The 12,317-nt window shown below is 71.7% G+C and carries 8 protein-coding genes; 3 read left to right on the top strand and 5 right to left on the bottom strand.

Going from position 1 to position 12,317, the window contains the following annotated elements:
- Positions 1–88: 88 nt before the first annotated feature.
- The 4 genes from AC0HI0_RS42655 to AC0HI0_RS42640 all read right to left on the bottom strand — a co-directional run bounded on the left by AC0HI0_RS42655 (position 89) and on the right by AC0HI0_RS42640 (position 7,733).
- On the bottom strand, positions 89–2,212 hold the full coding sequence (locus tag AC0HI0_RS42655; protein ID WP_480929148.1) for a hypothetical protein: 2,124 nt from the start codon (positions 2,210–2,212) through the stop codon (positions 89–91).
- 953 nt (positions 2,213–3,165) lie between these two features.
- Positions 3,166–4,734 carry a hypothetical protein gene (locus tag AC0HI0_RS42650; protein WP_480929147.1) on the bottom strand — a complete coding sequence of 523 codons (1,569 nt, stop codon included), beginning with the start codon at positions 4,732–4,734 and terminating at the stop codon, positions 3,166–3,168.
- 11 nt (positions 4,735–4,745) lie between these two features.
- On the bottom strand, positions 4,746–6,422 hold the full coding sequence (gene ettA / locus AC0HI0_RS42645; protein ID WP_480929146.1) for an energy-dependent translational throttle protein EttA: 1,677 nt from the start codon (positions 6,420–6,422) through the stop codon (positions 4,746–4,748).
- Between the two features lie 699 nt (positions 6,423–7,121).
- Positions 7,122–7,733 (bottom strand): single-stranded DNA-binding protein, encoded by a 612-nt coding sequence (locus AC0HI0_RS42640; protein ID WP_480929145.1) that lies wholly within the window; start codon positions 7,731–7,733, stop codon positions 7,122–7,124.
- 163 nt (positions 7,734–7,896) lie between these two features.
- Here AC0HI0_RS42640 and AC0HI0_RS42635 point away from each other — a divergent pair, with 163 nt between their 5' ends.
- Genes AC0HI0_RS42635 through AC0HI0_RS42625 form a run of 3 tightly spaced genes read left to right on the top strand, consistent with a single transcriptional unit; the run spans position 7,897 to position 10,262 of the window.
- On the top strand, positions 7,897–8,511 hold the full coding sequence (locus tag AC0HI0_RS42635; protein WP_480929144.1) for a TetR/AcrR family transcriptional regulator: 615 nt from the start codon (positions 7,897–7,899) through the stop codon (positions 8,509–8,511).
- A complete protein-coding gene (locus AC0HI0_RS42630) occupies positions 8,508–9,437 on the top strand; it encodes an ATP-binding cassette domain-containing protein (RefSeq protein WP_480929143.1) in 930 nt (309 codons plus the stop codon). The genes AC0HI0_RS42635 and AC0HI0_RS42630 overlap by 4 nt, the downstream gene beginning before the upstream one ends.
- A 15-nt stretch (positions 9,438–9,452) precedes the next feature.
- Positions 9,453–10,262 (top strand): ABC transporter permease, encoded by an 810-nt coding sequence (locus AC0HI0_RS42625; protein WP_480929142.1) that lies wholly within the window; start codon positions 9,453–9,455, stop codon positions 10,260–10,262.
- 49 nt (positions 10,263–10,311) lie between these two features.
- Here the strand turns inward: AC0HI0_RS42625 and AC0HI0_RS42620 are convergent, their stop codons facing one another.
- Entirely contained in the window at positions 10,312–12,264 is a 1,953-nt protein-coding gene (locus AC0HI0_RS42620; protein ID WP_480929141.1) for a bifunctional copper resistance protein CopD/cytochrome c oxidase assembly protein, read from the bottom strand.
- Between the last annotated feature and the right edge of the window lie 53 nt (positions 12,265–12,317).

The raw sequence follows: 12,317 nt of genomic DNA, 5'->3' as shown, positions 1-12,317 counted from the left end.
AAAGTGGAAAATTCACCGCGACACGGCTATTTTCGGCGTCCCGCGCACGTTACCTGCGGGAAACCTCATTTAAACCTCAAATCATTTCTCAGCTTTCGGGCAACGTCCACCGAGGTGCGTCGCCGGTCACCGGCCGGATGGGCGCGGTGGTCTCCGCGTCGGTTTCCGGCGGCCCCACCGCGACGATCGGAACGGTGGGTTCGGCCTCGTCGGCGAAGCCGCCGGCCCCGGCCTGGGCGGCCTCGTCCTCCCGCCGGCCCGCCTCGTAGGCGACCAGTGCCTCGGCGAGCAACTCGGCCAGGCTCAGGTCACTCTTGGGGCGACGGGACGCGCGCGTGACGCTGGGCGATTCACTGACCGGCGGCGGCTCGACCAACGGCGGCAATTCGATCGACCGCCCGCCGACGACAACGGATGTGACGAACGGCTCTTCGCCCACCGGTTGGTCGGTGGAGGGGGCGGGATCGCCGATCGTCACATCGGAGGTGGGGGTGTCGGCGTTCGGAGCAACGGGAGCCTGCACTTCGGCGGTCACGTCCGGCAGGCCCGACGACCCCTGCCCCGCCGCAACCCCGTCGCCCCGATCCGAGTCGCCCCGATCCGAGTCGCCCAGGCCCGAGTCGCCGGGAGTCCCGGTTCCGGTGGTGAAGACCTGATCGGTGGCGGGACCATCGCCCGCGAGATCATGGACGGCGAGATCACGGGCGGCGAGGTCATGGGCGGCCGGACCATCGAAGGCGGGACCGTCGAAAGCCGGGACCTGGCCGCCCGAACCGAGGCCGTACGAACCGCCGTCGAACCCGCTGCTGTCGAACGCAGTGCTGTCGAACGCAGCGCCGGTGTCATACGACCCGCTGTCGTACGAACCGGTGTCGTACGAGCCCGTGGCGTAAGTGCCCGTGGCGTAAGTGCCGGTGTCGAGCGACGCGGTCGTGGCGTTGACCGGCGTCGGGTCGGTCGGGCCGTCGTCCTCGACATCGGCGTGACCGAGGAAGCCGGACGGGATCAGCGGATTCGCGGCGACCCCCGGTCCGGTCATCTGGTCCGCAGCGGAAGCCGGGGTGGGGGGCTCGAACGGAGCCAGGACAGGTTCGGCCTCGGGGGGCGAGACGGCGGACATCCCGAGCGACGAGCGCGGCGAGTACGCCCCGGACACGTCGAACGGCCCCGGCGACGGCAGCAGCTCCGCCGGGCCCAACCGTTCCGGCGTCACGGGCGGTTCCGGCGGCGATTCGGGCAGCAGGTGGGAGGGCGACGGCTGCGAGGGCGACGGCTCGGGTTCCGGCGAGCGGTCCGGGTCCTCCGACGGGCCGGGGCTCGGCTGCGGGCTCGGGTGGGGTGACGGGTCCGGGTGGGGTGCGGGGACCGGGTCCGGGATCGGGACCGGCGGCACCTGGTCCGGCTCGGGCACGTTCGGCACCGGGTCGGGGAACGGGTCGGGGTGCGACAGCTTGAAGGGGTCCGGGAAGTCCGGTGGGTCGGGCACCCGGGCGGTGGGGATCACCGGGCCCTTCACGAACGCGGCACCCAGACCGACGGGCGGGGCGTCCTCGTCCCGGATCGCCGGCTGGACCATCGTCGGGGAGTCGAACATGTCGATCACCGTCACCTCCTCCTGGGAGGTGAACGGGACCTCGTCACGGAGCCGGGAGAAGGCTTCGTCACGGGTCCGGGAAGGCAGTTCGTCCCGCAGGCGGGACGGCGCTTCGACCCGCCACGACGACGCGTCGACCTGCGGTCCGCGCGCGGGGTCGGCGGTGTAGCCGACGTCCGGGCTGTCGCCGGAGCCCGACTCGCCGGCGGCGGTGGAGTGGCTGCTGCCGACCTGGTCGGTCGCCGCTGCCTCCGTCGCCGCCCCGCCGGTCGTCATCTCGTCGGCCGCCGGCACAGCGGCCGCGTTCGGGTCGGAAGCGTCGTGGGTGGGGTCGTCGCCGTCGTCGGGTGCGCGGCGGCGTCCGCCGGCACGCTGCGAGTCCAGCAGGCCGGCGGCCTTGAGCGTTTCGAGCACGCTGCCGCCGTCCGAGCCCTGCGGGATGACAACCTGCTCGGCGGCCTTCTCGGAGGTCTCCCCCGCGGCTTCCCGAGCCGCTCGCCGCCGCCCGCTGCGCACCGCGCCCGCTGCGGCGATCAGACCGGCTGCGGACACACTGCGTTCGCCGGAGGACGGGCGGTCGAGATCGTCGTGCGTCGACACGTCTGCCGAAGTCGTCACGGATGGTGCCGGAGTGGTCGCCGGCGCGGTTTCGGCGCGCGAAGTGCCGGGGTCGGAAGTTTCGAGCGCGGAAATGCTCGGCGGGGAGTTCGGATCGAATTCCGGGAAGCCCGTTGCGGACCCGGAGGTCGGCGACTGCGCGGACGCGCCTTGCGCGGCCAACGGCGAATCCGGGTGCACCGGCTGGAATGCCCTGGCCAACCCGCTCTCGCCCCGCGCCGAACCGGCCTGGAGCGACGACGGCAGCCCCTGCCCGATGATCGACTGCGGCGGAACCACGGGGTTCGGGGCCTGGTGGGAGGGCGGGAACACCGGCGGAGCGGACTGCACCGAACCGGACTGCACCGGACCGGACTGCGGCGGAGTCGACTGCCCCGGAGTCGACTGCGCCGGAACCGACTGGCTCTGGGCCGCCGGAGGCTGCGGAGCGGGGAAGTTCTGTTCGAGGTACGTCTGTTCGAGGTAGGACTGCTCACGCGGACGGCTGGGCAGCGGGCGGGCCTCGCCGCTCCTCGCGTGCTCCGGACGTCCGAACACCGCCGCGTCCAAGTCCGACGACTGCGGGAACGTCGACCGCCGGGCGGTCGGCTGCGCCGGTCCCGATTGTGGCAACGCCGCTTGTGGCAACGCCGCGTGTGGGGGTGCCGCGTGTGGGGGTGCCGACTGTGGCGGTGCCGCTTGCGTCGAGGGCAGTTGCATCGGGGGCAGTTGCGTCGGGGTCTGCCGGGTCGGGGTCTGCGGGGACGTCGGCGGCAACGGCGACGGCGGGTCTGCGGGGGCGGGCTGCGCCGAGGGCTGCATGGCCGCCGGGGTCGGCGAGGCCGGCGGGGTGGTGGGCTCGGGCGGTGCGGGCGGCTGTGCGGGAGCCGCGTGGGGTGCGGAGGACGGAGCCGGGTCCGGGGCCCGGCGGCGGCCCCCTGCGGACTCGGTGGGGTGTTCGGCGGGTTGGTCCGTCAGGTGGGTCGCGTGGTGGTTCGCCGGCTGCGCTGCGGTGTCGGGCGGGTGGGCGGTGTCGGCAGGGTGTGCGGTGCCTGCCGGGTGGTCCTGCGCGTGGTGCGGCGTGTGGTCGGGTGCGTGGTGCGGCGTGTGGTCCGGTGCGTGGTCCGGCGTGTCGGTTGCCGGGGGCTCAGGGGTGCGGGCCGTCGGGAGGTCCGGGGTGGGGTCTTGCGGGTGGTCGGCCGGGTCGGGGGCGAGGTGGGTTCGCCGAAGGGTTGGACCAGCCGCCAGCGGTCGGCGGCGTGGGCTCGGGCGGCGGAGATGCCTTCCACGGTCATGTCTTCGGCCGCCCGGCGGGAGCGCTTGACGCGCAGGCCCTCGGCCCGGTGGACCTGCACCGGTCGCCACTGGCGGAGTTGCTGCTTGACCTCGGGGGTCAGGTGGGGTTCCGGGGTGGGGGCGGTGCTCGGCTTCTTCTCGCGCAGCAGGGCGGCCAGCTGGTCGTGCTGGCCGGTCGGCTGGCGGTGGACGCCGGAGAACTCGGCGGCCAGCCGGGCGCGCACCGCGTAGACGGCGCGGGCCCTGCGGCGTTCGGCGGCGTGCGCGGAACGCAGGTTCGCCAGGGCCTCGGTCAGGTCGCCGGACACCTCGTGCACGTGCGCGAGCGCCAGCAGGCTCTCCGCGACCAGGGTGTCCAGCTGGTGGCGCTCGGCGTTGTCGGCCGCGTCGCGGAGCATGTCGCGGGCCTGGTCGACCCGGCCCGCGGGGAGGTGCACCCTGGTCGCCAGGGCCAGCCGCAGCCAGCCGGCGGACGCCGCCGACGGCGCGCGCACCGGGCGGTCCAGGAACGGGGTGCCGGTCTCGGACGCCTCGGCGGGCTTGCCCGCGTCCATCAGCGCGCAGACCAGTTCCACGGTGAGCCGGCCGCGGACCTGGCCGCTGTCGGACGCCTGGTCGGCGAGCTGGTCCAGCAGGTCGACGCCTTCACGGGCCGCGGCGATCGCGGCCTCCAGGTCGCCCCAGCGCCGGTGCTGTCCGGCTGCCGCCGCGCGGAGCAGCCCGCGCAGCAGGAGGGTGGTGTCGTGGTCTTGGACGGGGTCGGTCGAGTAGAGGTGGTCGGCCTCCGCCAACGCCTCGGCGAGCGCGCTGCCGCGCCCCACCGAGACCAGGCACTCGCTGGCCTGCACGAGCGCCGAGGCGCGCAGGGCGTCCGGGACGTCCTGCGCTTCGAGGACCGGGCGGACGGCGGCGAACCCGGTCAGCGGCGCGCCCACGGACCTGGCGCTGTCGGCCAGTTCCACCCGCAGGCGCCACGCCGTCTCGTGCTCGGCCTCCGCCTCGGCCGCCTTCAGGGCGTCCAGCGCCCGGTCGGCGATCTTGACGCCCCGGCCCATCCGGTTGCTCGCGAAGACCACCAGGGACTCCGCGCGCAACCGGTCGACCTCGTCACGGCGGGTGGAGGCGAGCGCGACAGCACGCTCACCCAGCACCAGAGCAAGCTCCGGTGCCCGCCAACGCAGCCGCCAGGCGGGCACGACCAGCGTGCTCACCTCGGCGTCCGCCTGCGCCTCGCCCCTCGCCGCCACGACGTCGCTGCTCAGTCTCGTGTGAGCTTGCGGTAGGTGACGCGGTGCGGCCTCGCGGCCTCCGCGCCCAGACGCTCCACCTTGTTCTTCTCGTAGCCCTCGAAGTTGCCCTCGAACCAGTACCACTGCGACGGGTTCTCGTCCGTGCCCTCCCACGCCAGGATGTGCGTGGCGACGCGGTCGAGGAACCACCGGTCGTGCGAGATGACCACGGCGCAGCCGGGGAACTGCTCCAGGGCGTTCTCCAGCGACCCGAGGGTCTCGACGTCCAGGTCGTTCGTCGGCTCGTCGAGCAGGATCAGGTTGCCGCCCTGCTTGAGGGTGAGCGCCAGGTTGAGCCGGTTGCGCTCGCCGCCGGACAGCACGCCCGCGGGCTTCTGCTGGTCCGGGCCCTTGAAGCCGAACGCGCTGACGTACGCCCGGGACGGCATCTCGACGTTGCCGACGTGGATGTAGTCGAGACCGCCGGAGACGACCTCCCACACGTTCTTCTTCGGGTCGATGCCCGCGCGGTTCTGGTCGACGTAGGACAGCTTGACCGTCTCGCCCACCTTCACCGTGCCGGCGTCCGGCTCTTCGAGGCCCACGATGGTCTTGAACAGGGTCGTCTTGCCGACGCCGTTCGGACCGATCACGCCGACGATGCCGTTGCGCGGCAGGCTGAACGACAGGTTGTCGATCAGCACCCGGTCGCCGAAGCCCTTCTTGAGCTTGTCGACCTCGACCACGACACTGCCCAGGCGCGGGCCCGGCGGGATCTGGATCTCCTCGAAGTCGAGCTTGCGGGTCTTCTCCGCCTCGGTCGCCATCTCCTCGTAGCGGTCGAGACGGGCCTTGGACTTGGCCTGGCGGGCCTTGGCACCCGACCGGACCCAGTCCAGCTCGTCCTTGAGGCGCTTCTGGAGCTTCTGGTCCTTCTTGCCCTGCACCGCGAGGCGCTCGGCCTTCTTCTCCAGGTAGGTGGAGTAGTTGCCCTCGTAGGGGTGCGCCTTGCCCCGGTCCAGCTCCAGGATCCACTCGGCGAGGTTGTCCAGGAAGTACCGGTCGTGGGTGACCGCCAGGACGGCGCCGGCGTACTGGGCCAGGTGCTGCTCCAGCCACAGGACGCTCTCCGCGTCCAGGTGGTTGGTGGGCTCGTCGAGCAGCAGCAGGTCGGGCTTGCTGAGCAGCAGCTTGCACAGGGCGACCCGGCGGCGCTCGCCGCCGGAGAGGGTCGTGACCTCGGCGTCGGGCGGGGGGCAGCGCAGGGCGTCCATCGCCTGCTCCAGCTGCGAGTCGAGGTCCCACGCGTTCGCGTGGTCCAGCTCCTCCTGGAGCTGCCCCATCTCCTCCATCAGCTCGTCGGAGTAGTCGACGGCCATCTTCTCGGCGATCTCGTTGAAGCGGTCCAGCTTCACCTTGATCTCTCCGAGACCCTCCTGAACGTTCCCCAGGACGGTCTTCTCCTCGTTGAGCGGCGGCTCCTGCTGGAGGATGCCGACCGTGTGCCCTGGCGACAGGTACGCCTCACCGTTGCCCGGCGTGTCCAGGCCGGCCATGATCTTCAGCACGCTCGACTTGCCGGCGCCGTTAGGGCCGACCACGCCGATCTTCGCACCGGGGTAGAACATGATGGTGACGTCATCGAGGATGACCTTGTCCCCGTGCGCCTTGCGCACCTTCTTCATGGTGTAGATGAACTCGGCCATGCCCGCGATCGTAGAGCGGTGCCGATCGGGCAAGTACCTCGGACGCCGGCAACGAAGGTGGCGACAACGCAGAGTTAACGCGAACGTGGGTCACCCACTCCTGTCACAGCGTGTCGGTGCCGCGCGGGCGCGGCGCTGTGACCAGCGGATCCAGCCGGATGCGTGAACTCGTTGCGGTGTCAAGCCCTCTCGCCTGTACGGGGTACCGCCTCAGCGGCTGCCCACGACCTCCCTCCTCGATGCTCGTGACGGCGACACTCGACGCGCATTCTCCGTGTCGAGCCCGCACGCCGACTCGTTTCCACCATTCATGCCCCGAACGGCCCAGGGCCACACTTCGGTTGCCCCAACTCACTCCTCTGCGTCACCGGAACTGCCGCCTTCCGTTAGGCCGGCCGCCTGGATCGCGCGGCCGAACGACTACCCCGCCCGCCGCACCGGTTGCGGTGCGACACAGTGGCCGCTGACCTGCGTCGACGCCTTGCGCGGCGCACGACGAGTGCGAGCGACCGGCCTGAGGCGACACGGGCCCGCGACACCACAGCCGGAGCCGATGGCCCCCGTGGGCCGGGTAACCGGAGCAGGCGGAGTCAACCCGGCCGCGCCCGCGAACCTTCGGGGTCACCGGCCGTCAGGGCCGTGGATCGCCGGTTCCGTGAGCCGACCGGGCTCGGGGCGAGCCCGGCGGGGGCGTGATCGTCAACCGGGGGCCTGGGACACCTCCTGGGGCTGTTCGGCGTCCGTTGGTCGGCCGGAAGCCGGGACGGCGGGCTCCGGCGGGAGGCCGGATTCTGGCGACGAGCCCGGCCGGGGCACGGCGGCGGGCCGGGGCGGGGCCGGCTGGGACGTCGGTTCGGGTGGACGGGTCCGGTTGAGGGACACGCCGGCGAAGGCGAGGGTCGGCTCGTCCTCCTTGCGGGGTGCGACGACGACCGGGCCCTCCTCGGCGCGGTCGCGGACGGGGTGGGCGGTGCAGGAGACGAGGTTGGGGCCCACGGCGGTCGCCTCGATGTCGACCGCCTGACGGGTCCGGCCGTTGTCGTCGAACTCCCTGATCCGCACCTTGCCGTGCACCACCACCGGGTCACCCCGGTTGAGCGAGGCGTGCACGTTGTCCGCCAGGTCGCGCCAGCAGGTCACCATCAGGAACATGTCCGGGCCCGAGATCCAGTCGTCGCGGTCGCGGTCGTAGCGCCGCTCCCGGCTGTGGACCCGGAACCCGGCACGGCTGAACCCCGTGCCGACCTTCGTGTGAGTGATCTTGCTCGCGACGATGCCGCAGACCGTGATCCGAGTGTCGTTGTAAGCCATCTCCGCCTCCTGGGGTTGATCTCCGGTGTCCAGGTTGCAGGGCTCGGAGCTGCGGCGAAAGGGCTGTTCCGAATCTGTGGACAGGGCGGACGAGGGTGTGGACAAGTTATGAGTGAGTCCTCACTCCTTGACATGAGTGAGGACTCACTCATACTCTGGCGGCATGCCCGAAGACTCCACCCAACGCCGCAAGCGCGCCCCGGCGATGAGCGTCGAGGACCGCCGCGAGGCGATCGTCGCCGCCGCCCTCCCACTGCTCTACAGCCACGGCGCGAACGTCACCACCAGCCAGATCGCCAAGGCCGCGGGCATCGCGGAGGGCACGGTCTTCCGGGCGTTCAAGGACAAGCAGGAGCTGATCGCGACGTGCATCCGCTCGGTGCTCGCGGTCGACGGCGAGCTGGACCTGCTCGCCGAAGCCCGCCGGGCCGAGCGGCTCGCCGACCGGCTGTCGTGGGCGATCAGCGCGGTCACGGGCTACCTGGACCGGATGTGGAAGCTCCTGGGCGTGCTGCGCGAGTCCGGCTACGACCCGCACCGCCGGGACTCCGAGCACAAGGGCCCGCCCGTCGAGATGCAGCAGCTCTCGGCGCGCATCGCGGAGCTGTTCGAACCCGACGCGCACCGGATGCGCGTCCCCCCGGAGCTGGCCGCGCGCCTGCTGCTGGGCCTGGTGTTCACCAACCGGATGCAAGGCGACGGCTTCGGCGACTCCACCGCCGACGCCGAACAACTAGTCGAGCTGTACCTGCACGGCGTACTGAGGGGAAACCAGTGAACGACCTGATGATCGTGGCGTCGGACGTCGGCAAATCGTTCGGCGCGCAGAAGGCCCTGGACGGCGTGAGCATCGCCGTGCCCAAGGGGACCGTGCTCGGCCTGCTCGGCCACAACGGCGCGGGGAAGACAACGCTGGTCAACGTGCTCACGACCATGCTGCCGCCGGACAGCGGCACCGCGACGGTCGGCGGCTTCGACGTGGTGCGCCAGGCCCACCAGGTGCGCAGCCGGATCGGACTGACCGGCCAGTTCGCCGCCGTGGACGAGGGCCTGTCCGGCCTGGACAACCTGATCCTCATCGCCCGCCTGCTCGGCGCGAGCACCCGCGAGGCGAGGGCGCGCGGCACCGAGCTGCTGGAGCTGTTCGACCTCGCCGACGCCGCCAAACGCCCTTCCCGCACGTACTCGGGAGGCATGCGGCGACGGCTCGACCTGGCCGCGAGCCTGGTCGGCCACCCCGAGGTGATCTTCCTGGACGAGCCGACCACGGGCCTGGACCCGGCGGGCCGGCTCGGCCTGTGGGAGATCGTCGAAGGGCTGGTCGGCGACGGCACGACGGTCCTGCTCACCACCCAGTACCTGGACGAGGCGGACCGGCTGGCCGACTCGATCACGGTGCTCGCCCAGGGCAAGGTGGTCGCCTCGGGCACCAGCTCCGAACTCAAGGCGCAGGTGGGCCAGCGGACCGTGACGGTCACCCTGGCCGACGCCTCCGACCTGCCCAAGGCGCAGCACGCCCTGGAACGCGCCGGCATGCAGCCCGTGCCCGCGCTGAACACGCTCACCGCGCCCGTCACGTCCTCGCGCGAGCTGGCCATCGTGGTCCGCGCGCTGGACGAGGTCGGCCTGGAGGCCACCGAGCTGGCGCTGGGCGAACCGACCCTGGACGACGTCTACCTCACCCTCGCGGCACACGCGGCCTGAGAAGGAGTTCCCCCGATGACTGCCACTCTCGCCGCGCCGCAGACGCGCTGGCGCGGAACGGATTTCCTCACGCAGGTGGGCGTGCTGACCCAGCGCTCGCTGCGCACGCTGGTCAGCGACCCGCGGATGATCGTGTTCAGCATCCTGCAACCGCTGATCATGCTCACCCTGTTCAGCCAGATCTTCTCCAGCATCGCGAACACGCCGGGCTTCCCGCCCGGGGTCTCCTACATCGACTTCCTGATGCCCGCGATCCTGGTCAACACGGCCATGCAGTCCGCGCTCCAGGCGGGCGTCGGGCTGGTCACCGACATGAAGAACGGCGTGCTGGCGCGGTTCCGCTCGCTGCCGATCCGGCTCGGGTCGGTGCTGGTCGCGCGGAGCCTGTCCGACCTGGTGCGCACCGCCGCGCAGCTGGTGCTGATGCTGCTGTTCGCGGTGACGATCTTCGGGTTCGCGCCCGCCGGCGGCGTCGCCGGGGTGGCCGGCGCGCTGGCCCTGTCCCTGGCCGTGGGTTGGGGTCTGGGCTGGATCTTCCTGGCGATCGCGAGCTGGCTGCGCAACGCCGAACTCATGCAGACCGTGGGCTTCCTGGCGATGTTCCCGCTGATGTTCGCCTCCAGCGCGTACGTGCCCGTCTCGGGCCTGCCCGGCTGGCTCCAGGCGATCGCGAACGTCAACCCGCTGACCTACGCCGTGGACGCGGCACGGGCGCTGGCCCTGTCGCACCCGGTCACCGGTGTGGTGGCCGCGTTGGGCACCAGCGCGGTGCTCGCGGTGATCGGCTGGGTGTTCGCGGTGCGCGGGTTCCGCCGCCCGCTGTAAGACGGTCGAGGGCACCTTGTGCGGACGTCGCGCCGGGCGGGTACCGCCGTCACTCCCGTTCGGACAGCTTGCGCAGCATCGCGTTGTAGGCCGCCAGGTCCGCATCGCCGTCCGAATCGGCCTTGCGGTCCGACCGGCGCGCGTCCCGATCGTCCGATCGCGCCCACTGCACCAGCAGCGCCACCATCACCACGATCAGCGGCACCTCCCCCGCCGCCCACGCGATGCCGCCGCCGAGCCGCTGGTCCTCCAGTTGCGACGTCACCCAGGGCAGCGCCAGCGCCCGGTAGAAGTTCTCGCCGATCACGGTCTGCGAACTCATCAGCACGATGCCGAAGAACGCGTGGAACGGGATGGACGCGAACAGCAACCCCAGCCGGCCCAACGGCGGCAGCCGGTTGGGGGCCGGGTCGATGCCGATCACCGGCCAGTAGAAGACGTACCCCACCAGGATGAAGTGGGCGTTCATCGCCAGGTGCGCCCAGTGGAAGTCCAACGCCCAGTCGAACAGCCCGGAGAAGTACAGGCCGTAGAACGACCCCACGAACAGCGCCAGCGCGACGAACGGGTTCGTGAGGACCTTCGTCACGGGCGAGTGGACGAACGCGAGGATCCACTCGCGTGGACCGGTCGGGTTGTCCTTGCCCGCGGGCGGCAGCGCGCGCAGCGCCAACGTGACCGGGCCGCCGAGCACGAGCAGGATCGGCGCCAGCATGGAGAGCAGCATGTGGCTCTCCATGTGGATGCTGAACATCGCGGGCGCGTACCGGCCGAGCCCGGACGACGTGGCGAACAGCACCGTGAGGCAGCCCGCGACCCACGCGACCGTGCGGCCGACGGGCCACTTGTCGCCCCTACGGCGCAACCGCAGCACACCGAGCACGTACACGACGGCCAACGCGATCGCGGCAGTGCCGAAGATCAGGTCGAACCGCCAGTCGAACAGCAGGCGCGTGATCGTGGGCGCGCCGAACAGGTCGTAGCCGATGCGCAGCTCCACCGTGCTCGGGAACGCGCGCCCCTCCGCCGGCGGTGGCGTACGGCTCAACGCGGCGGCCAGACCGATGGTGAGGAACATCAGCAGCACTTCGACGCCCGCGAGCCGCAGCAGCGAACGGCCCGACCCGGTTTCCACGACCTGCTTGACGCTCTTCTGCCGCTGGAACCAGCCGAACACGCCGAGCGCGATCAACGCGACCGTCTTACCCAGCACGAGCAGGCCGTAGTCACTGGTGAACAGCTCGCTCAACGGCAGCCGCACCCACGCGTTCACCACGCCCGAGACGGCCATCACGATCCAGCAGACCAACGCGAGCTTGGAGAACCTGGTCGTCGCCAGGTCCAGGTGCGCACCGCCGCGCCGGCCGTGCGCGAGCAGCGCGATCAGGCCGCCGACCCACAGCGCCGCCGCGATCAGGTGGTACAGCAGGCTGTTCGTGGCCACGTCGTGCGAGCCGCCGCCGGACGAGTGCCCCGTCACGGCCACCGGCACCAGCGCGAACACGGACAGGAAGAACAGCGCCGAGGTCCAGCCCCAGGACAGCACCAGCCGGCAGCCCAACGCCAGCAGCGCCACGATCACCGCGGTGACCATCCACGCCTTGGTCTGCTCCAGGATGCCCGCGACGGTGAACAGCACCGACGGGTCCAGCAGCGCCTTGACCGGCTGGCCGAGCGCGTCGGCGGCGGTGAACGGCACCGACGCCACCGCGCCGAGCGTCCACACCAGAGCCGCCCAGCCGGCCGTGCGCAGCGCGGCGTAGCCGTCGGCGGCCAGCGTCCCGCTCCGCTGCGGCGGCACCAGGAAGGCGGCCAGCAGCAGGGAGCCGATCGTCACGACGGCGGCGGACTCGGTGACCACCCGCACCACGAGCAGACCTGACGTGTCGCCACCGGTCACGGAGGCCAGTCCGGCGGCCAGCAGTGCGGCTATCGCCGTGCCGACGACCAGCAATGGGACCAGACCAGTGCGCGTGGAGCGGGCAGGGGCGTCGATGGGCACGGGGTCGAGCGTAGGCGGCACGGCAACGCGACCACCAACCGCCGGACGTGCTG

The sequence above is a fragment of the Saccharothrix sp. NBAS 001 genome, assembly GCF_056640475.1.
The sequence above is the reverse complement of the archived record's forward strand: the minus strand, read 5'-3'. Positions and strand labels throughout refer to the sequence as shown.

What these genes read in the sequence shown, in the direction of transcription:
- ettA (WP_480929146.1), bottom strand. Translation starts at nt 6,422, where the DNA reads ATGGCCGAGTTCATCTACACCATGAAGAAGGTGCGCAAGGCGCACGGG.
- AC0HI0_RS42640 (WP_480929145.1), bottom strand. Translation starts at nt 7,733, where the DNA reads ATGGCTTACAACGACACTCGGATCACGGTCTGCGGCATCGTCGCGAGC.
- AC0HI0_RS42635 (WP_480929144.1), top strand. Translation starts at nt 7,897, where the DNA reads ATGCCCGAAGACTCCACCCAACGCCGCAAGCGCGCCCCGGCGATGAGC.
- AC0HI0_RS42625 (WP_480929142.1), top strand. Translation starts at nt 9,453, where the DNA reads ATGACTGCCACTCTCGCCGCGCCGCAGACGCGCTGGCGCGGAACGGAT.